The organism is Streptomyces sp. NPDC004721, assembly GCF_053601495.1.
This window is the reverse complement of sequence record NZ_JBSGBZ010000005.1, coordinates 37,769-61,535: the sequence shown is the minus strand read 5'-3', so window position 1 is coordinate 61,535 and position 23,767 is coordinate 37,769. Positions and strand designations below refer to the sequence as shown.

The 23,767-nt window shown below is 72.3% G+C and carries 16 protein-coding genes; 9 read left to right on the top strand and 7 right to left on the bottom strand.

Annotated elements, in window-relative coordinates:
• The first annotated feature begins 112 nt into the window (after positions 1–112).
• Positions 113–751, top strand: coding sequence for a hypothetical protein (locus ACWEK3_RS05790; protein ID WP_361418324.1), 639 nt, complete (start codon positions 113–115; stop codon positions 749–751).
• 282 nt (positions 752–1,033) lie between these two features.
• Positions 1,034–2,851, top strand: coding sequence for a glycoside hydrolase family 15 protein (locus ACWEK3_RS05785; protein WP_450546132.1), 1,818 nt, complete (start codon positions 1,034–1,036; stop codon positions 2,849–2,851).
• Between the two features lie 14 nt (positions 2,852–2,865).
• Here ACWEK3_RS05785 and ACWEK3_RS05780 read toward each other — a convergent pair whose 3' ends face one another.
• From ACWEK3_RS05780 to ACWEK3_RS05755, 6 genes are all read right to left on the bottom strand, one after another.
• Complete coding sequence (locus ACWEK3_RS05780; RefSeq protein ID WP_453249036.1) at positions 2,866–3,705, bottom strand: SDR family oxidoreductase; 840 nt, start codon at positions 3,703–3,705, stop codon at positions 2,866–2,868.
• A 111-nt stretch (positions 3,706–3,816) separates the two neighbouring features.
• Positions 3,817–5,001: a cytochrome P450 gene (locus ACWEK3_RS05775; protein ID WP_450546135.1), complete on the bottom strand. Its 1,185-nt coding sequence runs from the start codon at positions 4,999–5,001 to the stop codon at positions 3,817–3,819.
• Between the two features lie 42 nt (positions 5,002–5,043).
• Positions 5,044–6,402 carry an NAD(P)/FAD-dependent oxidoreductase gene (locus ACWEK3_RS05770; RefSeq protein WP_453249035.1) on the bottom strand — a complete coding sequence of 453 codons (1,359 nt, stop codon included), beginning with the start codon at positions 6,400–6,402 and terminating at the stop codon, positions 5,044–5,046.
• Positions 6,389–6,601 (bottom strand): ferredoxin, encoded by a 213-nt coding sequence (locus tag ACWEK3_RS05765; RefSeq protein WP_384428620.1) that lies wholly within the window; start codon positions 6,599–6,601, stop codon positions 6,389–6,391. Before ACWEK3_RS05765 ends, ACWEK3_RS05770 begins: the two co-directional genes overlap by 14 nt.
• Before the next feature lie 618 nt (positions 6,602–7,219).
• Entirely contained in the window at positions 7,220–8,983 is a 1,764-nt protein-coding gene (locus ACWEK3_RS05760) for a DEAD/DEAH box helicase (RefSeq protein WP_453249034.1), read from the bottom strand.
• 91 nt (positions 8,984–9,074) lie between these two features.
• Positions 9,075–9,278: a cold-shock protein gene (locus ACWEK3_RS05755; protein ID WP_252425628.1), complete on the bottom strand. Its 204-nt coding sequence runs from the start codon at positions 9,276–9,278 to the stop codon at positions 9,075–9,077.
• A 391-nt stretch (positions 9,279–9,669) separates the two neighbouring features.
• On the opposite strand from ACWEK3_RS05755, the gene ACWEK3_RS05750 reads away from it, so the two are divergent.
• Genes ACWEK3_RS05750 through fxsT form a run of 4 tightly spaced genes read left to right on the top strand, consistent with a single transcriptional unit; the run spans position 9,670 to position 18,577 of the window.
• Positions 9,670–10,680, top strand: a complete 1,011-nt coding sequence (locus tag ACWEK3_RS05750; protein ID WP_450546142.1) for an effector-associated domain 2-containing protein — start codon at positions 9,670–9,672, stop codon at positions 10,678–10,680.
• Positions 10,677–12,317 (top strand): VMAP-C domain-containing protein, encoded by a 1,641-nt coding sequence (locus ACWEK3_RS05745; RefSeq protein ID WP_453249033.1) that lies wholly within the window; start codon positions 10,677–10,679, stop codon positions 12,315–12,317. Before ACWEK3_RS05750 ends, ACWEK3_RS05745 begins: the two co-directional genes overlap by 4 nt.
• Positions 12,318–12,323: 6 nt before the next feature.
• On the top strand, positions 12,324–13,586 hold the full coding sequence (locus ACWEK3_RS05740; protein ID WP_453249032.1) for an AAA family ATPase: 1,263 nt from the start codon (positions 12,324–12,326) through the stop codon (positions 13,584–13,586).
• On the top strand, positions 13,583–18,577 hold the full coding sequence (gene fxsT / locus ACWEK3_RS05735) for an FxSxx-COOH system tetratricopeptide repeat protein (RefSeq protein ID WP_453249031.1): 4,995 nt from the start codon (positions 13,583–13,585) through the stop codon (positions 18,575–18,577). The genes ACWEK3_RS05740 and fxsT overlap by 4 nt, the downstream gene beginning before the upstream one ends.
• A gap of 160 nt (positions 18,578–18,737) precedes the next feature.
• Here the strand turns inward: fxsT and ACWEK3_RS05730 are convergent, their stop codons facing one another.
• Complete coding sequence (locus ACWEK3_RS05730; protein ID WP_450547452.1) at positions 18,738–20,633, bottom strand: aKG-HExxH-type peptide beta-hydroxylase; 1,896 nt, start codon at positions 20,631–20,633, stop codon at positions 18,738–18,740.
• Positions 20,634–20,989: 356 nt separating this feature from the next.
• On the opposite strand from ACWEK3_RS05730, the gene ACWEK3_RS05725 reads away from it, so the two are divergent.
• From ACWEK3_RS05725 to ACWEK3_RS05715, 3 genes are all read left to right on the top strand, one after another.
• Complete coding sequence (locus ACWEK3_RS05725) at positions 20,990–21,322, top strand: CU044_2847 family protein (protein ID WP_361420930.1); 333 nt, start codon at positions 20,990–20,992, stop codon at positions 21,320–21,322.
• Positions 21,323–21,396: 74 nt separating this feature from the next.
• Positions 21,397–21,723, top strand: a complete 327-nt coding sequence (locus tag ACWEK3_RS05720; RefSeq protein WP_390725247.1) for a hypothetical protein — start codon at positions 21,397–21,399, stop codon at positions 21,721–21,723.
• Between the two features lie 224 nt (positions 21,724–21,947).
• Positions 21,948–23,759, top strand: a complete 1,812-nt coding sequence (locus ACWEK3_RS05715; RefSeq protein ID WP_453249030.1) for a phosphatidylglycerol lysyltransferase domain-containing protein — start codon at positions 21,948–21,950, stop codon at positions 23,757–23,759.
• Positions 23,760–23,767: the final 8 nt, after the last annotated feature.

The following is a 23,767-nucleotide window of genomic DNA, read 5'->3' as shown; positions in this document are numbered from 1 at the left end:
GGCAGAAGTTTCGGCGCACGTTTCGGCGGGCGGCCGCGGGGGAGGTCACTGAGACGATGATCGGGTTGCGCGGCGGGGGCCACGCGTCCTAGAAAAGCAGTCGGGTGGAGATATGCATCGCGGTGGCGGACTGGGCGAGGGGACTGACGGTCTGGGTCCTCGACGTGCCCGGCGGGGAAGGCACCGGCGCGACGCTGAGGAAGCGAGCGAAGCACGCCAGGCACGGGATGTACCGAGTGAGTCCGAGCGGCCCGACCGGCGAGGCGACGGCCGGGCCGAGCTGCTGGGAGCAGGGAGCAGGAATGGTGGTCGGGTGGGGGTGACGTACAAGTATTTCGGCGCGCCCGACGGCGCGACGGCGGCCCGCGTCCCGATCTCGATGCGCCCCGAGGAACTCGGCGGCGACGAGCTCGGCATGGGCGGCATGTTCACCAAGATCAAGCCGGAGACGATGGCCGCCATGGTGCTGACCGGCATCGAGGGCGTGCCCCTGCACAAGGTGCCGCCGCTCGAGCTGGTCGTCCTGCACCCCGACTACGCGGTCGTGAAACTCCCGACGACCGCGGTCGACCCCCTGCGCGACATCGGCGAGGAAGCGGTCGGCGCGGCCGCGTTCATCTGGTCCACGGTCCCGGACCGCGGCGGCCCGCGGGATGCGTTCAACGTGTACCAGCTGCTGCACGAGTGGCAGGACTTCTCTCACCGGCTGCACGAGGCGGGGCATCAGCCGTATTGCCTGGTGTGGCCCTGAGCTGGGATTTCGTAGGGTTGAGCGGTTCTTCCGGGCCCCGCCCGCTGCGACACCGGCAGGGAAGAGGCCGCCAGGGCACATCGAGGGCACACTGGTTGAGGAGCTGCGCGTCCGGCTGAACGCCTGGCACCAGCGCAACCGGCCCGCCCTGCGGACCTCCGGCCCTGAGCACAGGCCGAAGGCGCGGCGGCCGTCTCACCCCCTCCCCGAGCCGCATCCCGTGGCAACGTCGTCGCACAGGGCGGACAGTGGGATCAGGGGCATCAGGGAAACGAGTTGATCATGGATCGTTACCCGCCCATTGCCGACCACGGCCTCGTCGGCGACCTTCAAACCGCTGCTCTGGTCTCGTCCCAGGGGGTCGTCGACTGGTTCGCGGCTCCCAGGTTCGACTCGCCCACTGTCTTCGCTGCCCTGCTCGACCACGACCGCGGCGGCTACTTCCTGTTCGCACCGGAGAGCCGGAACACCACGTGCAAGCAGCTCTACTACCCCGACACCGCAGTCCTGGTCACGCGGTTCATGTCGCCGGACGGGGTCGGCGAAGTTTTCGACTGCATGCCACCGGATCGCACCGGCACCCCCACTGACCGGCATGTGCTGATGCGCGGCGTACGGGCGGTGCGCGGAACGGTGCACTTCACTTTGGAGTGCCGTCCGCGCTTCGACTACGGCCGGGCCACCCACGAGCTCGACGTGCAGGACCATACCGCCACGTTCCGGCCACCGAACGCCACCGCCTATCTGCAAAGCACCTTCCCCCTGAAACAGGACGGCACGGACGTGCGGGGTGCGGTGACCTTGAGGTCGGGTGAGGTGGCCGCGGCGGTGTTCACCGTCGGCAGCCCGGATGGCGACCCCCCGCCGCCGGTCACCCCGGACCGGGCGATGGAGCGGTTCTGGGACGTGGTGGATTTCTGGCAGGACTGGGTGCGCTCCTCCCGGTACCGCGGCCGGTGGCCGGGCGTGGTGCACCGCTCGGCCATCACGCTCAAGTTGCTCACCTACGCACCCACAGGTGCTCCCGTCGCCGCCGCCACCATGGGCCTGCCCGAGCAGATCGGGGGTGAACGCAACTGGGACTACCGCTACACCTGGGTCCGCGACGGCTCCCTGTCCGTACGTGCCCTGCTCGACCTGGGGTTCGCCGAGGAGGCGGCCCAGTTCACGCACTGGATGGGCGACCGCCTCCAGGCCCGGGAGGGCGTCGATGGCGAGCCGCTGCAAATCATGTACCGAGTCGACGGAGACCCCGAACTGCCGGAAGAGGTTCTCTCGCACTTCGAGGGCTATCGGGGTTCGTATCCCGTGCGGGTGGGGAACGCAGCGGCCGATCAGCTGCAGCTGGACATCTACGGGGAGGCGCTCTATGCCTTGTCGGAGGGGCATGAGGTCACCATGGGAGGCAGCTACCACGGCTGGAAGAACCTCGCGCGGACGCTGGACTGGCTGGCCGATTCCTGGGATCGCCCCGACGAGGGCGTCTGGGAGACCCGTGGCGGGCGCCAGGACTTCACCTTCAGCCGCGTGATGGCGTGGGTGGCCTTCGACCGGGGGCTGCGCCTGGCGAGAGAGTCCAGCCGTCCCGCCGACGCTCCTCGTTGGACCGCGGCTCGCGACGCGATCCTCGAACAGGTGATGGAGCGGGGCTGGAACGAGAAGGAGCAGGCCCTCGTCCAGCACTACGGAAGCGATGTCCTCGACGCTTCGCTGCTGCTGGTTCCGCGCGTGGGGTTCCTGGCTCCCAGGACGGTGAGCTGGCTGTCGACCCTGGACGCGATGGAGCGCAGGCTGGTGTCGGACAGCCTCGTCTACCGCTACGACCCTGCGGCCTCCCCGGACGGTCTGCGGGGCTCCGAGGGCACGTTCAGTCTCTGCACCTTCCTCTATGTGGACGCTCTGGCTCGTGCCGGGCGGATTCGTCCGGCGCGCTATGCCTTCGAGAAGATGCAGACCTATGCCAACCACGTCGGCCTGTTCGCTGAGGAGATCGGCCCCAGTGGCGAGCAACTGGGCAACTTCCCGCAGGCTTTCACGCATCTGTCGCTGATCATGGCCGCCACCACGCTGGACGACGCCCTCGACCAGCAGCGCGGCTGAGGCCGCGCAGCGGTTCAGCCGCCGGTGGCGAAGCCTGGGAAGAGGGTCATGCCGCCGTCCACGTAGAGAGTGGTGCCCACCACGTAGTCCATGAGGTCCGAGGCAAGCCCGACGACCGCGTGCGCGATGTCCTCCGGATCACCGACGCGCCCGTAAGGAATCAGCTCCAACAGGTCCTTCTCGGCATCGGGAGTGTCCCAGGCGCTGCGATTGATGGGAGTCCTGATGGCTCCTGGAGCAACTGCGTTGACCCGGATCCTGCAGGGCGCGAGCTCCTGGGCGAGCGTCGCCATCATCATCTGCACGCCGCCCTTGGAGGCCGCGTAGTTGACGTGGCCGGCCCAAGGGATGAGCTGGTGCACCGAGCTCATGCAGATGATCTTTCCGGCGGCTCGCGACACCTCGGGGACGACCCCCCTTCTCAAAAACTCCTTCGTCGCCTCCCGAGCGCACAGGAACTGGCCGGTGAGGTTGACGTCCAGCACCTTCTGCCACTGGGCCGTCGTCATCTCGGTGAACGAAGCGTCGCGCTGCAGCCCGGCGTTGGCCACAAGGATGTCGATGGTTCCGAACTCCTGAACCATCCGTTCGATCATCGCGACGACCTGGTCCTCCTGGGACACATCGGCCTCGTACGCCATCGCGCGCACTCTGAACCCGGAGATCTCCTCGACCACCTGCTCGGCCTCCTCGCGCCCGGCGACGTAGTTCACCACCACGTCGGCTCCGGCGCGCCCCAGGGCGATGGCCGTCGCCTTTCCGATGCCCGAGTTCGCGCCGGTGACGAGTGCCTTCTGCCCTTTCAGCAGATGCGCGGGAATGACACCCTGAGGGGCTCCCTGAGACACGCTCACGCCGGATCTCCTCCTCGACTGGCTGGACTCACGACCTCGGGTGGCTCGACTCCTGTCGACACCGAACCACCCGAAAGCCGAGGCCACACACGGGGCGCGGGCAGATTGCAGTCAGAGCTGGACGGGCAGGTGGCGCGGACCGCGAAGCATGGCGCTCTGCCGGTAGGGAGGCGGGTCCTGGACCAGGCGCGCCGTGCCCAGGTGGGGGATCAGCGCGCCGAGCGCGGTCTGGGCCTCCAGACGGGCCAGGGGGCCGCCGTAGCAAAGGTGAATACCGCCGCCGAAGCCGAGGTGCTCGTTGTCCGGGCGTGTGGGGTCGAACCGGTCGGGGTCGGGGAACCGCTTGGGGTCGCGGTTGCCCGAGGCCAGCGCAAGGACGACGGACGTGCCCTCGGGGAGCACGGTGCCCGCGACGTCGATCTCGGCGCGGGGGATGCGCTCGCGCATGTGGACCGGTGGTTCGTAACGCAGTAGTTCCTCCACCGCTCGCGGCAGCAGGTCGGGGTCGCGGCGCAGGTGGTCCAGATGCTCGGTGTGGCGCAGAAGGGTGAGCACCCCGTTGGTGATCAGGTTGACCGTGGTCTCGTGTCCCGCGATGAGCAGCAGTACGGCGGTTTCCGCGAGTTCCTCCTGGGTGAGCCGCAGGGCCGGATCCGGCTCGTTGGCGAAGGCGGAGAGCATGTCGTCGCCCGGGCGGCCACGGCGCTGCTCGGCGAGGTTCACCAGGTACCCGCCCATCTCGACCCGCGCCTGGTCACCCGCCTTGTCCGTCTCGGTGGTGTCCTCCTCGGGCCTGACGTCGGCGGCTGTGACCAGAGCGTCGGACCAGGCCCGGAACAGCGGCTCGTCCTCGCGCGGCACGCCCAGCAGGTGGCAGATCACCGCGACAGGCAGTGGGTAGGCGAAATCGTCGACGATGTCGATCTGCCGGCCGGCCTCGAAGGGCTCCGTCAGTTCCTTGGTGATCCGATCGATCTCACCGCGCATGGCGTCGACCCGGCCCGGGCTGTGCGGCGGTCCGAACGGCCGCATGGCCAGGGTGCGCAGCCTGTGGTGCTCCGGGTCGTCGAGCCGCAGGAAGGGCGGCTTGTGTGTCACCTCGCCACGGATGCGGGGGTCGACACTCATCCGCGGGTCGTGGAGCAGAGCGGCGATCTCGTGGTAGGTGCCGACCAGGTAGCTGCCGTCCGCCTGCCGCACCACGGGTCCGGCCTCGCGGAGTTCCGCGTACAGCGGGTAGGGGTTGGGGCGGCTGGCGTAGTCGGTGATCCGTGCCAGCAAGGTCTCGGAGTCCATGATGGCTCCTCGTCGTTGGACGGGACGTGCGTCAGCCCGTGGCTACACCACGGTCAGTCGGCGGTCGGGAAGGTGACCGGTGAGGGCCACGGTGGGGCCGTGGGAGAGCCCCTTCGGATCCGGCACGTCGGACGGAATCGGGACATCGGCCGCGATCGCACGGTCCGCCGCACCGGGCGGGGGCGGGAAGGGAGCAGCCGTCTCGATCAGGCGCCGGTAGTAGTCGAGCGACTTGGCCATGTCGACGGTGACCGCGGCGGTGACCCGGCCCTGGTAGCCGTAGACCATCGCCAGACGGCGCGCCTCCAGAGAGCCCTGGGCGATGACGACGTAGTCGGAGTAGGTCGGTACGCCCACCGACTTGATGTTGAGCCCGAACTGGGTCGACCAGAATGTCGGGACGGCCAGGTGCGGGCGCCGCAGAGGCCCGGGATTGATCATGTTGTGGGCCGCCACCTCGGCCTGCTCGACCGCATTTCCCCAGTGCTCCAGGGAGAGCATCTGGTAGCCGAACAGAGGGTGGGGGAAGCGGGAGACGTCGCCGGCCACGAAGATGTCGTCGGTGACGATTCCGTACATGTTGAAGGCGCGGCATCCGGCGTCGCAGGCGATCCCGCGCGGGCCCGCCGCCAGTCCGGACTCCGCCAGCCACTCGACGTTGCGGACCGCCCCCAGCGCCACGACGCACACATCCGCGTCGACACGCGTGCCGTCGGACAGGTCCGCACCGGTGAAGCTGCCGTTCCCGCGCAGGGCGGTGACCGTCACCCCGGTGCGTAGGTCCACGCCGTGGTTGCGATGCATGACGGCCGCGAGTTTCGACAGCGTGCCGCCCAGGGCGCCCACCAGGGGTGCGGGGCCGCGTTCGGCGACCGTGACGTCCAGTCCTCGCTCCCGGCAGGCCGAGGCGATCTCCGAGCCGGTGAAGCCGGCGCCGATCACCAGCACCCGCCCCGGCCCGGCGGCCAGCCGCTCGGACAGTCCTGCGGCGTCCTCACGCGTGCGCAGGGTGCACACCCCGTCCAGGGCGCCCTCTGCCGGATTGGGCCAGGGCCGCGCCCGGGTCCCGGTGGCGATCAGCAGCCGGTCGTACGGCAACGACTTCCCGTCGGCCAGCAGTACCCGCTTCTCCAAAGGGTCCAGACCGGTAGCGGCTACTCCCAGCCGCCACTCGGCGTCCGGGTCCCGGCGCATCGGCAGCTCGGTGGTGTCCGGCGTCGCCTGGCCGAGCAGTACCTGCTTCGACAGCGGTGGCCGGTCGTAGGGCGGATGGGGCTCGTCCCCGACCACGGTGAGTGAGCCGGTGAAGCCCTCCTCGCGCAGCGTCTCCGCGGCCCTCAGCCCGGCCAGCGACGCACCGACGATGACGATGCGGCCGTCCCGGAGATCACCGGCGGCCATCGGGGTTCACCTCCTCGCCGACGAGGATGGCCTGGACCGGGCAAGCCGCCGCAGCCTGGCGCACGCGCTCGGCCTGGTCATCGGGGACGGCCGTGGCGTACAGCAATCCTTCCTCGCCGTGCAACTCGAACACCTTGGGTGCGAGGAACACGCACTGTGCATAGCCCTGACAGCGCGTGAGGTCCACAACGATTCGCATCCCACCACTCCCTCTGTCGCCACACCCCTCCCCTCAGCATGAGCCGGGCATCGCAGGCTCGCACGGTGACCGCTCGCTCAGTGGCATCCACCTGTGCTTCGGCGGCCCACCGGCCCGAAGGGAAACCCAGATCGCACATCTGCTGTGGTACGGGGAGCCCGGCAGAGCTGATCGAGGCGCCCGCGGCAATGGTCAGGGGCGCGTTCTTGAGATTGGCCGCCGAAAGCAGCAGCCCCAGGCCGAGGACCTCGACGGGGTGAAGCGGTCGATCGCTGCCATCGACCGCTTGAAGCCGGCATCCGTGTCCCTGGTAGGGGCGCAGCCCTCTTCGCCATCGTGGCGGTCTCCGGGCCCGACAGCCATCGGGCAGCGGTGAACGGGTGACCTGACCACCGGCCGCGGAGACCCTGTGGAGTGATCCACGGATCCCCCGTCGGCCCGCACAGCGGTGATCCGGAGACAACTCTGAGCTGACCTGGGGTTTCACAGGGCGCGGGTAGGCGCGTCCGGAGGGCGTGTATGCGGTCGGCGTGGCGCAGCCGCGACCGGTCACTCGGTCCGGACGCGGCTGCGAAGGTCGCCGCCCCTGATGCCGTACTAGGTACTAGGTGCTGGGTACTAGGTGGCGGAGCCTCGGCGGTCGGAGCCGCGTCCGCCGGTGGCGGAGGAGCCGCGGCCGCCCGCGCCGGAAGAGCCACGGCCGCCACCGCCGGAGGAGCCGCGTGTGGCTCCGCCAGTCCCCGGGCGGCGGCCCGAGACGCGGGCTGAGTTGCCGGAGGCGGAGCCGGTCCCGGCCCGGCGGTCGGAACCGCGGCCGCTCGTGCCGGCGGCACCGGCCCCGCCGGATCCCGACCGGCGGGCGGAACCGCGGCCGCCGGATGCCGAGGTGCCGGCGGCCGTACCGGCCGCTGCCGCCGCGGCCGGGGTACGGCGGTTGCGGGTGCCCTGGTCGGTGGTGGCGCCGGTCGCAGGGCCGCTTCCGCCGCCGTTGCGGCGTCGGCGGCTGGAGCGCCGGCCGGGCTCGGTGCCGGTCTTTCGGGCCGGGCGGGACGCCGTCGGCGGCGTGGGCTGGGGGACCTCGATGACGACGGCCACGCCGGAGGGCTCGCGGGCGCCGGTGAGGGTGGCCAGTTCCTCGTCGCTCGACTTGATGCTCGCCGTCCGGGGGCGGATGCCCGCGTCCGACATGAGCCGGGTGATGTCCCGCTTCTGCTCGGGCAGGACCAGCGTGACCACGCTGCCGGAGCCGCCGGCGCGCGCCGTGCGGCCGCCCCGGTGGAGGTAGTCCTTGTGGTCGGTGGGGGGATCGACGTTCACCACGAGGTCGAGGTCGTCGATGTGTATGCCCCGGGCCGCGACGTTCGTCGCCACCAACGCGGTGACCTGGCCGTTCTTGAACTGTTCCAGGGTGCGGTTGCGCTGCGGCTGGGAGCGGCCCCCGTGCAGTGCCGCCGCGCGGACACCGACGGCGAGGAGGCGCTTGGCGAGCCGGTCGGCGGACCTCTTGGTGTCGAGGAAGAGGATGACGCGGCCGTCACGGGCCGCGATGCGCGTGGTGACCGCCTTCTTGTCGGTCTCGTCCTGGACGTGGAGCACGTGGTGCTCCATGGTGGTCACCGCTCCCGCGGACGGGTCCACGGAGTGCACCACCGGGTCGGTCAGGAACCGCTGCACCAGGCGGTCGATGTTGCGGTCCAGGGTGGCCGAGAAGAGCATGCGCTGTCCGTCGGGCCGCACTTGCTGGATCAGCTTGGTGATCTGCGGCAGGAAGCCCATGTCGGTCATCTGGTCGGCTTCGTCCAGCACCGTGATGCGTACGCCGTCGAGCACGCAGTCCCCGCGTTCCACGAGGTCGTTGAGCCTGCCGGGGGTCGCCACGAGTACCTCGGCGCCGCGCCGGAGCGCACCGGCCTGCTTGGTGATGGACAGCCCGCCGACCACGGTGGCCAGCCGGAGGTTCACCGCCGTCGCATACGGGGTCAGCGCGTCCGCCACCTGCTGGGCGAGTTCACGGGTGGGCACCAGCACGAGGGCGAGGGGCGCCTTGGGCTCCGCGCGCAGTCCGGCCGTGCGGGCCAGGAGCGCAAGCCCGAACGCGAGGGTCTTGCCGGAGCCGGTACGCCCCCGTCCCAGCAGGTCACGGCCGGCGAGGGAGTTGGGGAGCGTGGCGGCCTGGATGGGGAAGGGCGCGGTCACGCCCTGCGCGGTGAGGGTGTTCAGCAGCGCCGCGGGCATGTCCAGACCGGCGAAGTCCTCGACGGGGGGAAGAGCGGGTGTCGTACTTTCCGGCAGCCGGAATTCCCTCGGCGCCGACGGCGACGAGGACGACGACGGACGGGACGAGGCACGCCGGTTGTTCGGCTTCTGGGATCTGCGGGACATGCGGTGGGTGGTCTGCCTTCCTGGAAACAGCACAAACCGGGGTCCGCACCATGTCGGTGCCGACCCCGGTGAGCCGATACGCGCCCGGCGATCAGGCGGGGACGATGTTCTCCGCCTGCGGGCCCTTCTGGCCCTGCGTGACGTCGAAGGTGACCCGCTGGCCCTCCTGGAGCTCACGGAAGCCCTGGGTCGCGATGTTCGAGTAGTGGGCGAAGACGTCGGGGCCGCCGCCGTCCTGCTGGATGAAGCCGAAACCCTTTTCGGCGTTGAACCACTTCACGGTTCCCTGTGCCATGACTCTCTCCTTCTGTAGGCAGAGGCCCCATCCGGAGATGCCGGAAAACAAATAATGCGCCTGCAGGAGGAACATTCCCGTCAGGCGCACATAGGTTCATGGGTACCACAACTGCAACGCCGAAACCGTAGCACAGTCCGGCGGACCCGTGCCGGGTCGGCGAGCGCGCCTGGGGGTGCCGGGGTGTGGTGCGGGCAGGAGAGGGGTGAGGGATCCGGGTGTGCGCCCCCTTGTGTCGCCGCGCGCCCGCCCGCGAACCGATGATTCGCCCAAGGCACAACCGGTAAAGCTCCGGGATACGCATGACCCGTGTACCGGGCGCATGCGCTTCGTACGCTGGTTCGCAGGTGGGTGCCGTCCGGTACGACGGCCGCACCGCGGGGGAAGGGACGTGGCAGTGGTCAACGGGGAGATGACGGGCGCGTCGTCGTTAGGGCGGGTACGCGTTCTGTCGGCGCGCGGGTCCGTGCACGGGGCCGGGGTTCTGGTACGGCCGGGCACCGTGCTGACCTGCGCGCACGTGGTGACGTCGGCCCTCGGGACGGCCGGCGGGCAAGCCGGGGGCGTGCCTCGCGGGGCCGTCGTCGTGGACGTTCCGGGGCGGCCGGACGTCGAGGCCGGTGAGGCCGCCGTCGTGCCGGACGGCTGGTTTCCCGGTCCCCTGGCCGGCGGGTCGGACGGGGATCTCGCCGTCCTGAGCACGGACTGGTCGCCGCCCGCCGACGTGCTTCCGGCACGGCTCGGCCCGTGCGGGGAACCCGACCGGCGCGAGGTCGGCGTGTACGGCCATCCGGCCGGGGCGCCCGACGGTCTGTGGTCCTCCGCCCGCCTGACCGGGCGTGGCGGGCCGCACCGGGACTGGGTCCAGCTGGAGGGACTCGGCACGACGGGGGTCCCGGTGGAACGCGGGTTCAGCGGAGCCGGCGTATGGGATCCGGCGGCGCGACGGGTCGTCGGCCTGGTCACCGCCGCCTACACCGACCGGCAGGCCAAGGTGGCCTGGATGCTCCCGCTGGAGTCGGCGGCCCGCCTGTGGCCGGCGCTCGCCCCGGCCCTCGTGCCGCCCCGGCCGCCCGCACCGCGGAGGTCCCCCGAACCGCCGTCCGACAAGAGCCAGTTCGCCCTGGCCGACGCCCTGCTGAACGTGCCTCAGGTCGAGGACGACGACGCGGCGGCGCTGCGGCGCCTGCTGCCGGCCCCCATCCGCCGCGCCGTCCGCACCAGCCCCCGCCCCCGGCTCCAGCTCTTCTACGTCGTCCAGGCCTGCGCCGACCACCGCGACGGCAGGCAGGCCCTGATCGACGCCCTGCGGCTGCTGGACGACGACTCGCAGCCCGCGGGTGCCGTGCTGCAACTCATCGACGAACTGTGGCCCACCTGCGCGGGGGGCGAGGCTCCGTGACACTCGCCCAGGGGGCCTGGGGGCCGCCCAAAGTGCTGCTCGACGCGCTGGACGCCGTCCCGTGCTTCGAGGAGTCAGGACTGCTGCAGGAGTGCGCCCGCCAGGTGGGCCGCGCGCTGGGGGTCGTGATCGCCCTGCCCGACAGCAGCCGGCGGCGTTTCTCGCTGCTGATCCTGCTCAGGGAGGTGATGCCGTATCCGGACGGCATCCAGGTGCTGGGCAGCGTGGTCTCGACGCTGGAGGGCGAGACCCGGCACATGGCCCGGGTGCGCACCGCCATCGCGCTCGCGGAGGTGCCGCTCTTCCCGCCGCAGAGCTGGGAACGGCTGATGTCCCTGCTCGGCGGCCTGGAGGTGCTGGACGTCCCGGGCATCTTCCGGGAGGCGCTGGGGCGCCCGGACCCGCTGCCGGTCCACTGCGCGGAGCCGTGGTCGGCGGTGCTGCACGCGGCGACGTTCAACGCCCGCCCCGGCGAACCGCTGCCCTGCGTCCTGCTGGTCGAGCACCTCGCGCACTACGCCAAGGGCCAGCAGCAGCAGGACCTGTTCGAGTGGGTGGAGGAGCACCTGATCCGGCCCGACATGTATCCCGGCGCGCCTGCCGCGCACCCGGTCGGGGCCACCGCGCGGACCACGGCCGCCGCCACGGCCAGGGCGAGCGCCGCGGTGCCCGTCGCCGCCCGGGCCGGCGGCGATCTGCCGGCCTCCGGAGCAGGCAGCGCCCCCGTGGCCACGGACGTGACCACCCGCCCCGCCGGCGTGCCGGCCGCCGCCTCCGTCCCGCTCCCGGAGGACGACGCCGCGGACGCCGTCTGGGCGCCCGGGGCCTGCCTGCTGGTCCGGCTGCGCCCCCTGCCCGACCCCGACCACAGCGGGGAGCGGCTCCTGTCGTACTGGTGGCAGATCGACGGCCCTGAGCCGTACCCGGTGCGCGGCGGGGACGTGCGCGTCGATCTGGCCGATCTGCCCGAGCGGGTGAAGACGCTGGTGGAGGAGGCGGAGACGGGTTGGGCCTACTTCTGGAAGGAGGACCTGACCCTGGAGTTCCTGCTGCCCAGGGACCTGCTGGACCTGCCGGTCGAGAGATGGGCGAAACAGGGCTTCCACGGCGCGGACGGCGCCCTCGGGGAGGACCACCCGGTGGTACTGCGCAGCCTCGAAAGGATGGAACGCGCGGACACACATGGACGCTGGGCCAAACGCTGGGATGCCCTGGTGACCGCCTGCGGAGGACCCGTCCACTGGTTCCCCGACGAGGGCCGCGTCCGTCTGCTCACCGAGCCGCAGCCGGTGATGGTGGTCCTCAGCGATCCGCCCGGGGGCGGCGGCGACGGGAGCCCCGGGGTCGATGAGCTGGGTGAGTCCCTGCGGGCGGGTGTGCCGATCGTCGTCTGGGACCGGCGCGGGGGAGTCGATCCAGCCTTTCGTGACGAATTGCAGGAACTCACCTCGCGCAAGGGAATTCATCGACTGCCGGACGCTCTCAGGTCGTTGCGCATAGAGGCCGGGGGCGAGGATCCTGCTGGGGGCGGCTCCTCTACGCTCGGTCGCCACGCAGCTTTGCTCTGGGACGACCCGTACCGCCTACCGGGCGGTCGGTCAGACGCGGCGGATTCATCCGCGCAGGGGGGAGGGTAGGACGAGATGCTTCCCGAGGACGGCGCATCCGGGGGGACGCGTCCGAACGGCGACCGGGTGGCGGGGGGTCCACCGCGGCCGCACGCGAACGGCACCGCGGGCCCCGTACCCGACGGTGCGGTGCGGGGCGCCTCCGACCAGCGGTGGTGGATCTACCGCGGTACGGGGCAGCCCCTGTACGACACCAGCCTCGACGAGCTCCTGCCGCCCCCGCCGCCCTGGCGCCGGTTCACCGGCGGTCCCGTGGTCGACCCGCCCCCGGCGGACGACGAGGAGATCGAGCGCCGGCTGGGCCGCGTCTCGGCGTTATCCACGGGTTCCGACCAGCTCAGGCGTGAGGCCGACATGGTCAACGCGGCCCTGCTGCTGCGCCGGCCGCTGCTCGTCACCGGCCGCCCCGGGACGGGGAAGTCGTCCCTCGCCTACCGCATCAGCCGGGAGCTGAAGCTGGGCCGCGTGCTGCGCTGGCACATCACCAGCCGCACCACGCTGCGCTCCGGGCTCTACGAGTACGACGCGATCGGCCGGGTCCAGGACTCGGCGGCGTTACGCGCCGCGCACCGGCCGTACGACACGGACGGCGCGACCGCCACGGACGGCGCGGGCGACGGCGCTCCGCAGGGCGGCACACCGCGTGAGGAGGGCCTTCCCGGGATCGGCGACTACCTCCAACTCGGCCCGCTCGGCACCGCGTTGCTGCCCTACGAGCTGCCCCGGGTGCTCTTGATCGACGAGTTGGACAAGAGCGACCAGGACCTGGCCAACGACCTGCTCGGCGTCTTCGAGGAAGGCCAGTACCCCGTCACCGAACTGGTCCGGGCCCGGCGTCTGCACCCCAGGGTGACGGTGATGACCGACGATCCGCACCGCAGCGCCGAGATCGCCGACGGTGTCGTCAAGTGCCGGGCGTTCCCGATCGTGGTGATCACCTCCAACGGCGAGCGCGAGTTCCCGCCGGCCTTCCTCCGCCGCTGTCTGCGGCTCCGGATGCCGGACCCGGACCGTTCGCAGCTGGTCGACATGATCACGGCCCATCTGAGGGAGGCGGCGCAGGGGTCGGCGAACTCCGCCCGGGCGGACGAGCTGGTCGAGCGGTTCCTGCGCAACAGCCGGGAGCGGGGCGGCCTCGCCGTGGACCAGCTGCTCAACGCCGTGTTCCTGGCCACCTCCGGCCGTTTCCCCGGCGAGGACGAGGAGTCGCTGGAGCACCTCGTGGACGCGCTGTGGCACCGGCTCGACGGAGCGGGGGCGGAAACGAGGGCCGGATGACGGCGTCCCCCGGAGCCCCCGCCTCACCCGACCGGCCGGAGGGGGGAACCCGGGCTGCCCTGGACCGGGAGCTGCCGACCTGGACGGAACTGGCCGACGCGCTGTACCTGGCGGCCTGCCAGGACGCCGCCGTGCCGCTGTTCGACGTGCCCGGCCGCGAGGCCCGGGAGCGCGGCGAGCGGTCCCGCCGGGAGAACCGTCCCGGGGAGCGGCCGGAGCCGCGAGACCGCCACGGCTCCCCCGGGCCCGGCGAGTCCCGGCCGCCCGGGGAGCCCGGCGGCGACCCGGCCGACGGGTCCGGCATGCCCCGGGAACGGGAGGGCGCGCCCGAGGACCGGGATGGCACACCCCCGGACCCCGAGGACGGCACGGGCGACCGTCACCCGGCCGGCGAGACCCCGGCTCCGGGCGGCTCGCGCACACCCGACGACGACTCCCGAGCCCCCGACGACGGCTCCCGGACACCCGGCGACGACTTCCAGACACCCGGTGGCGACTCCCGGACCTCCGAGGCGCAGGACGACGGCCACGACCTCGGATCCGGCGACGAACTTGACGAACTGCTCCTGCTGGAAGAGGGGCTGACCACCCTGGCGGACGCGGCCCGCCCGCTCTTCGCCGCGCTCCCCGCGGCGAGGCCGGCCGGTCTGCGGACCCGCCCCGCCCCGCACGCGGACGCGTGGCCCACCGAGCAGGCCGCCTGGCCCGCGTCCCCCCGGCTGGCCGACTCCCTGGCCCTGGGCAGATCGCTGCGCCCGCTGCGCCTGTTCCTCGCCTCGCCCCACGAGCTGGAGCTGGACGAGGAGGCGACCGCCGAGCAGGCGGCGCTGGCCGGGGTGTGGACACCGGTGTGCCGGGCGGTCCCGGAGCGGCGACTGGACCTGCTGCTGCTGGTGGACGACAGTCCCTCGATGGCCCTGTGGTCGCACACGGCACGGCAGATCGCCGAGCTGATGGAGCAGACGGCGGCCTTCCGCACCGTACGGCGGATCCGTTGGGACCCGGACGGCGGCGACGCGGCGACGGCGGGCCTCGCGGCGGCCGAACTACACTCCGGAGACCGACAGTTGGTGCTGGCGGTCACCGACGGCGGCCACAGCGCCTGGCGCACTGGCCGGGCGGCGGCGCTGCTGCACCGGCTGGGCCGGCACTCCCCCGTCGCCGTACTGAGCCTGCTGCCCCAGCACCTGTGGGACCTGACGCTGCCCACGGTCGCCCGGACCCGGCTGCGGGCGCCCGCCCCTGCCGCGCCCAACCGCTCCTACGACGCCGAGTGGAAGCACCCGCACGCGGACCCGCTGGGCTCCGAGCCGGAGTTCGCGCCGCACCCCGGGCTGGGGACCGCGATCCCGGTGCCGGTCGTCGAGCTGCGGCCGACGTCACTGGCCCGCTGGGCCCGGCTGGTGGCCGCGGCGGGCAGCGGCGAATGGCACGGGCTGGCCGCGCTGTGGACCGCGCCGGACCGGGACCTGCGCTCGGCGGTGATCGGCCCGGTCCCCGAGCGGCTCGCCAGCATCGTGGCGGAGCCGCCGCACCCCGAACCGCAGCGGACAGTGCCACGGCCCGCGGAACCACGGCGCACGGACCCGTCCCGGCCCACGGAACCGCGGCGGGCCGGCGCCGGCGCGGACGAGTCGCCCGCGGTCCGGCGGGCCAGGCGGGCCGCCACCGTGGTGCGCCAGTTCCGCGCCACCGCCTCCCCGGCCGCGTACGCCCTCGCCCAGCGCCTGGCCGCGGCCCCCCTCAACCTCCCTGTGATGCGGCTGCTCCAACAGGCCCAGCCGGGCGCGAGATTCTGGAACCTGGCCGAAATCGTGCTGCTGGGCCTGGTGCGCCGCACCGACGACACCGCGGATGTCGAGGACCCCCACCGGGTGTCCTTCGACTTCGGGGACGGCGTGCGGGAGGAACTGCTCGCCCTCGGCAGCCGGGTCGAGACGATCCGGGCGCTGGACGAGGTCCGGCGTCATCTCGGACCGGTGCTGGAGGAGGTGTGGGGGGAGGGCGCGAGCGCGCTGGTCGCCCCGGAGGGGGATCCGTCGGACCCCCCGATGACGGAGCACACCCGCCCGTTCGTCAACCACCTGTACACGGCGCTGTGCGCGGTGTCCGGACCCTACCTCGCTCGCGCCAACCACCTGGGCCGGCTGCTGCAGCGCACTGCCGTCCCCCACCAGGCCGGAAAGGTCGCCACCGGCACGGCGCCCACACCAGGGCACAAGCGGCCATCAGGGTATTCATCCGTAGAAATGCGATCAGAATTGAACATTGCGCCCACGGACGCGCTAGATTACGGGCCGCGAACGCCTGAAACCCCACAACCGGCGAACGCCCCGCAAACGGCGGGGAATTCACCCACGGAACCGTCGTCCGCCCCCGTTCCGCCCACCCAGCCCAGCTCCTCCCCCACCCCTTCCCCCGCGCCCGCGTCCGCGCCCGCGCGTCCACGACAAGGAGGCATCGCCGTGACTGCCGGTCTGCCCGTTGCCACGGGCCCGCGAAGCCCGCACGACCCGCCCCGCATCTGGGGGAACGTCCCGCAGCGGAACCGGAACTTCACAGGGCGCGAATTGCTGCTCGAACGGCTCCAGGAACGGCTGAGCAGCGGTGTCACCGCGGTCCTGCCGGAAGCCCTGCACGGCATGGGCGGCGTCGGCAAGTCGCAGATCGCCATCGAGTACGTCTACCGGCACAGCCGGGACTACCGGCTCATCTGGTGGATCCCGTCCGAGCAGGAGAACCAGATCGTCCAGTCGCTGATCGAACTGGGCGAGCAGATGGGCCTCCAGGCGGGTTCCGAGATGAGCGCGGTGCCCGCGGTGCTCGACGCCCTGCGCCGGGGCGAGCCGTACCGCGACTGGCTGCTGGTGTTCGACAACGCGGAGAACCCCAAGGAGGTGCGCAAGTACTTCCCCAACGACGGGCCCGGACGCATCGTCGTGACCTCCCGGAACTTCCAGTGGTCCACCGACGCCAGCTCTCTGGAGGTCGACGTGTTCGCACGCGACGAGAGCGTCGCCCTGCTGCGCCGTCGCAGCCCCCAGCTGCCCGACGACGCCGTCGATCACCTCGCCGCCGCCCTCGGCGACCTGCCGCTCGCGGTGGAACAGGCCGCGGTGTGGCTCGCCGAGACCGGGATGCCGGTGCAGCAGTACCTCGAGGTGTACGAGCGCAACTTCACCGAGCTGATGCAGTCGGAGCCGCCCGGCGACTACCCGCTGTCGGTGGCGGCCGCCTGGAACGTCTCCCTCGGCCGGCTGCGCGAGACCCGCCCCGACGCCCTCCAGCTCCTCCAGGTCTGCGCCTTCTTCGCTCCCGAGCCCATCGAGTGGGACCTGTTCTCCGCGGTGCGCGGCATCTCCGTCCCGCAGGAACTCCAGTCCGCGCTCGACGACCCGGTCAAGCTGGGCCGGGCGGTCCGCGAGATCGGCCGGTACGCGCTGGCGCGGATCGACCACCGGCAGAACACCGTCCAGCTGCACCGACTGGTCCAGCGCGTGCTCGTCGAGCAGATGAACACGCAGGAGCGGGCGACGATGCGGCACGCGGCCCACCAGCTGCTGGCGCACGCCGATCCCAGGAACCCGCAGCGCGCGAGCTACTGGCCGCGCTACTCCGCTCTCCTCACCCACGTGCGGGCGTCCAACGCCGTGGAGTGCGAGGAGCCGTGGACCCGCCGCCTGGTCCTGAACGAGGTGTGGTTCCTGCGCGCCCGCGGCGACCACTCGGCGGCCGTCGAACTGGGTGAGCGGGCCGCGCGGATCTGGCGCGGGACCCTGGGCGAGGACCACGAGGAGGTCCTCGCCATCGACCAGCAGATCGCCGAGGCGCTGCGGGAGCAGGGCACCCACCTGCGGCGGGCGTACGAACTCCAGGCCGGGCTTCTGGAGCGCTTCCGCAGGGTGCTGGGCGAGTCCCACGAGGACACGCTCCTGGCACAGAGCTTCATGGCCATCCACCAGCGCAACCGCGGCAACTTCAACGAGGCGCGCGAGCTGGACCAGCGCGTCTACGAGACCAGTCTGCGGGAGTTCGGCGCGGACGACCCGGCCACGCTCCTCGCCGCCCACAACTACGCGGTGAGCCTGCGCCTGGCCGGTGCCTCGGAGACGGCCCGGCAGCACGACTACGACTCCTGGCAGCGCGTCACCGAAACCCTGGGCGAGGACCACATCCGCACGCTGTCCACCCGGGAGGCCTATCTGCTCGACCTCCAGGAAGTCGGCCGCTACGAGGAGTCCCTGGACGGGTACGAACGTCTGGCGGAGGAGGTCACCGAGAAACTGGGCGAGCGGCACCCCTTCACGGCGCTGGTCAACCGCAACCGGTGCGTCATCCTCCGCAAGATGGGCGACCACGAGGGCGCGTACGCGCTGTCCCGCCGCTACATCGAGCTGATCGCCGAGATGCTCGGCACCGACAGCCGCCAATACCTGCTGATCGCCGTCAGCCACGCCAACGACCTGCGTCAGGTCGGCAAGCTCCAGGAGTCGCGCGCGCTGAGCCAGCAGGTGCTGGAACGGCACCGCGAACGGTACGGCCGGGAGCACCCGCACAGTCACGCGATCGCCATGAACCTCGCGGTGACGCTCAGGTTGCTCGGGCAGCCCGAGGCCGCGCTGGAACTGGACCTGGAGACGGTCGAGGGCCTGACCCGCGTGCTCGGCGCGGGCCACCCCCGGACCCTGCTCGCCCGCATGAACCTGGCCAGCGACCACTTCGCCCTCGGCCACCCCCAGGAGGCGTACGCCATCGACGAGGCCGTGGCCGAGGAGTCGGCACGACTGCGCGAACACCACCCGGCGAACGTGGCCATGCAGCTCAATCTGAGCTACGACCTCAAGGCGCTGCGCCGCACGGAGGAGAGCCAACGGCTGTACGCCGCGGCCCTGGAGCGCTACCGCAACGAACTGGGTCCCTCCCACCCCGCCACGCTCGACGCCGAGAAGGGCCTGCGGGCCAACGCCGACATCGACCTGCTGACGCTCTAGTGCTGTGACCGGAAAGGTTTGCCGGGAAGCTCGCGGCGTCCGGTGCGGTGCATCGCAAGGCGGAGCATCGCCCGCGTACTGGATGTACTCGGGTGATGCGACAACGCGGCGAGGTGCCGTGCCGGGCGTCGCGAGCCAGTGAACCTTGCCGGTCGCAGCACTAGGCGCCGTTCGCGGCAGGGCCGTCGACCGCCGCGCCGAGCCAGACGGCGAGGTCGAGGGGGGCGGGGAACCCGCCTCCTGCGACGGCGACGGCCCGGCGGACGCCGGCCACCGCCTCGGGCCGGTCCAGCAGCAGCGCGGCGCCCGGACCGCCGGCGGGCTCGGGAAGCGCCAGCGCCGCGCCGATCCACGCCTCCACGTCGTGCGGATCGAGTTCGGTCCACTCGGCGTAGCAGAGCGCGGCCTCGTCGGCGTCGCCCGCGACCGCGGCGAACTCCGCTCGCCGTGCCGGGTCCCCGCTCTTGTCCTCCTCCCTGCGCCGGCGGGCGAAGCCGCCGGGTGCGGACAGGCGGTGCCGCGCGAGCGGTCCGAAGGTGTCGGGGCGGATCAGGTCGGGACGAGGGCGCAGGGTCGGGAGTGGCAGCTCCGGCGCCGCCTGCCCGGCCACCCACGCGGCGGCCATCCGCTCCGCCGCCGGCCGGGCGATCTCCAGGTGCCGCGCCCGCCACACGGCACGCCGCAGCGCGCAGTAGTGACGGGCCAGCGCGCGCGGCCCGGACGGCACGTCGTCCTGGTGCCACCCTCCGACGAGCGCGGCTACCTCGTCGACGAAGAACCGGCCGGCCTCGGTCAGCGCCGCGTCGGCCGCGAGCGTGGTGACGGCCTCCTGCACCTGCTCCCTGAGCACAGCGAACTCGAAGTCCGCGCGTTCCGCCTCCGGCCCGTTCACATGCGCGCGGTGGGTGCGCCAGAACCCCGCGACCCCGGCGAACGCGAACACCCCGTGGAGCAGGCCGAGCACCGGCCTGGGGTCGCTGCGCCACGGCGCGTAGTGGAGCCGGTCCGCCTCGGTCCCACCGCGCCCGTCCCCGCCGGGCTCCACCAGCCGCACCATGCTCTGCAGCGCGTTGAGCTGCTGATGGCGGGTCTCGTGCACCAGGACCGCCGCCGTCTGCGTCGTGTCGTACGGCAGTGACAAGGTGACCACGCCGAAGGCGTCCAGCGAGGACGCGCTGGCCACCAGGCCGCCCCGCGCCGTACGGAACGGCCGCGGCACGAACGTCCGTACGAGCGCCCGCAGTGCGGCGGCGTCCGCCGGTGACTCCTCGTCGAGCAGGGCGTACGCACCGGCGAGCCGGTCCTGCCAGAGCCGTAACCGCCGCTCGCCGGCCCGGCCGGGGGAGCTGGGGTACCGGGTGAAGTCGCGGTACGGCGTCACCGTGTCGAGCCACGGTCCCGCCGCGGCCGGGCCGGCGGCAGGCGTATCGCCGTGCACCAGCCGCAGCGGCTGCCAGCCCTTCGCCCGTTCCGTCGGGGCGCCGGGCAGCCGCACCTCGGCGAGCTCCCCGCACACGAGGGTGCCGCCCCGCTCCACCCGTACCTCCGCCTCGCTCCAGCGGCGCCGGGCCACCGGGCCCGCCACGCCCGCGCCGGGCACCCAGACCATGCCTCGGTGCACGGGCACCCGCAGCACGGCGGGGACCTGCGCGCGTACGGCCGCAGCGGCGGCCAGCGACTGGAACTGACCAAGGTCGGCCCACAGCGGGGCGGCAGGCGGCTGCGGTCCGGCGGCTCCGCCGAGGCGCCGCAGCAGGCGCAAGGCCCAGGCCATGACCGTGGGGTCGCCGAGTACGGTCTCGACCGCCTCGGGGGCGTCCTGTTGGATCGCGCACAGCAGGTGCCAGGCCTCCTGGGCCGCGGCCGCACCTCCCAAGTGCCGGCTGTGGCGTCCCGCTTCGCCCACACGGTCCAGCAACGCCCGGAGGATCAACAGGAGTTGACTTCGCTGAGCGGAACGCAGCAGGTGCAGGTCAGCGTCGGTCGTGTCACCCGCCGCCATGGCCCTGAGCGACTCCCGGGGAACGCGGTGAACGTCCAGCGGCACAGCGGTCACGATCGCCACTGACCCGCCTGACGCCCTGGCAGGCAGCTCATCTCCTCGCTCTGGCTGTCTCCCGCGAGGGTCCCGTGGGCCAGGCTCGCCCTGTGATCCGCCCGGCTCAACGCGCGTCGCAGTGTCGGATCGTCGCAGGAATGCAGCTCCGCCAAAGAGATCCCGGATAGATCGACGAGGTCGGAACAGAAGTCCTTCGCAGACTCTGCCATACCGTGGTTCCCCCTGACGTGGTGGTTTGGCGGCTCGGGGTGCGCTTCCATGGTGGCTGCAATGGCCCGCCAGTGGAAGACGGCCGCAGGTCATACAGCGTGGGGCCGGGGCGGGACCCGAAGAGGCATCAGGAGGGGGCGGACATGACGCGGTTGCTGCGTTTCCCGGCGCAGGACGGTGACGGTTTCCTGGTCGTGGAGGTGGCGGAGGACGAACCGGGCGTGGTCGAGGTCTCCCGCGCGGGCGACGCGGTGGCCGACGCCACGGCGTCGTTCGAGGAGGGCGTCGACCGGATCCGGAACGCGGCCGCGGCCGCGCTGCGACGGCTGCGGGACATGCCGAGCCCGCCCAGCGAGGTCGGCCTGGAGTTCGGGGTGCGGTTCAACGCCGAACTGGGCGCGGTCATCGCCAAGTCGGAGGCGGAGGCGCATCTGAAGGTGACGATGACGTGGCGGTCGGACACGGCGGGTGACTGAACCGGTTTCCCTCCGGCAGCAGCCCTACGTACTGTAGGGGGTCGGCTCGCCATTCAACCACCGACGGGGGACCCATGCAGGAAGCACGCGGTACGGGGCGGCCCGGTGCTTCGCCCGGGGAGGACGCGCAGGGCGGGCTCGGGCCGACCGTCGTCCTGCTCGTCGTCAGCCTCACCGTCGCCGCTGTCGGGGTCTACCTGCTGTGCGGCTTCGGGCTGCACAGCCTCAACCCGCGGCCGCGGCTGTTCCGGGCCGGTTTCGCCACGGCCGGGGTGATCGTCGCCACGGTGGCGGCCGGCGCGGCGGTGGGCAACCTGGCCTGGCTGCTGACGGCGTCCCGCAGACGCACGTCCGCTCCCGCCGACGGCCGGCGCGCGCCCGCCTCGCTTCCCACCGACTAGGAGCCGGGCCCGCCCCGTCCCGCCCCGCGCCTTCGTTCCTTTTCCTTACCTTTTCCAGACGCTCAGCGGACCAGGGTCCGACGCATCCCCGTTACCCTACAGAGCGTAGGGTCGGCGCCATCGCCATTGGACGTACGACCGCTCACCCTCCGGCTGCCCCCTTTGTCCACGCCGGTTCCGTCCCCGCCGGCTTGCCCGGCCCGCTCCGAGGTGACGTGTCACCCATGCCCGCACAGCAGTCGCTCCTCGTCCCCGCTCAGCGTGACGCCGGTGCCTCCCCGTCTCCCCCGCCGGGCCTCCGGCTACGGACGCGGGCCGCGGCGGCCACCGTCTGGTACCTGCGGCTGCTCGCGGTGCTCAACATCGTCGCGGTGCTCTCCCTGCCGTTCCGCGAGGAGGTCCACGAGCACAACGGCGGTGAGTTCTTCACGCCGTACCTGGCCACCGCCGGCCTGGTCTCGGCGGTGCTCGCGCTGTTCCTGGCCGTGGTGATGCGGCGCCGCAAACGCGCCGCCTGGGCGTTCAACCTGCTGCTCGCCGGGCCCCTGTTCGTCCTCTACGTCCTCGCGCTGACCCAGGACCGGTTCCACGACCACGTCTTCAACTGGGTCTCCGCCGCGCTCACCGGCCTCTTCGTGACCGCGCTGCTGATCGGCCGGCGCGAGTTCCACGCCGTCGGCGACCGCTCCAACCCGAGGCTCGCCCTCGCCGTCGGCGCCGGCGGCGTCCTGGTCAGCGCGGGCCTCGGCACCTGGCTGGTGGATGCCACCAACCGGGCGCACGGCGGCGCCTCCCTGACCGAGCGGATCGGCTACGTCCTGCTGCGCGGCGTCAGCGTCGGACCGCTCGCCGACCGCGTTCCGGCCGTGCACGTGCCCCACTGGGTCGACATCACCATCAACATCTCGATGGCGGCGACCTTCCTCCTCGTCCTGTACGCCTGCTTCCGCTCCCCCCGCGGCCGCGCCCTGCTCGGCGAGGAGGACGAGAAGCGGCTGCGCGAACTGCTTGGCGGACACGGCGAGCGGGACTCCCTCGGCTACTTCGCGCTCCGCCGCGACAAGGCCGCGATCTTCTCCCCCACCGGCAAGGCCGCCGTCACCTACCGCGTCGTCGGCGGGGTCAGCCTCGCCTCCGGCGACCCCATCGGCGACCCGGAGGCGTGGCCCGGCGCCATCGACGCCTGGCTGGCCGAGGCCCGCCGGCACGCCTGGACGCCCGCCGTGATGGGCGCGAGCGAGGAGGCAGGCACGATCTACGCCCGGCATGGTCTCGACGCCCTCGAACTGGGCGACGAGGCCATCGTCGACGTCGCCGACTTCAGCCTTGAGGGGCGCGCCATGCGCGTCGTACGGCAGGCCCACAACCGGGTCCGCCGGGCCGGCTACACCGTGTGCGTCCGCCGGCACGAGGACATCCCCGACGAGGAGATGGCGCTGCTCGTCGAGCGCGCCGACCGCTGGCGCGACGGCGCCACCGAGCGCGGCTTCTCCATGGCGCTGGGACGGCTGGGCGATCCGGCCGACGGCCGCTGCGTGATGCTGGAGTGCCGGGACGCCGACGGGGTGCCGCGGGCGCTGCTGAGCTTCGTCCCGTGGGGCGAGCACGGGCTGTCGCTTGACCTGATGCGCCGCGACCGCGACGGCGAGAACGGCCTGATGGAGTTCATCGTGGTCGAACTTCTGCTGCGCGCGGAGGAGTTCGGGGTGCGGCGAGTGTCACTGAACTTCGCCATGTTCCGCTCGGTCTTCGAACGCGGAGCGCGGCTCGGCGCCGGGCCGGTGCTGCGGCTGTGGCGCTCGGTGCTCACCTTCTTCTCCCGCTGGTGGCAGATCGAGTCGCTGTACCGCGCCAACGCCAAGTACCGGCCGGTCTGGGAGCCCCGCTTCCTGCTGTTCGCCAAGAGCAGCGACATCCCGCGCATCGGGATCGCCAGCGCCCGCGCCGAGGGCTTCCTCACCCCGCCCGCCCTGCCGTCCCTCGCCCGCCGCAAGGAGTCCCGGCCGGACGGGAAGTACGCCGACACCTCTTCCTAGAGGGCGGA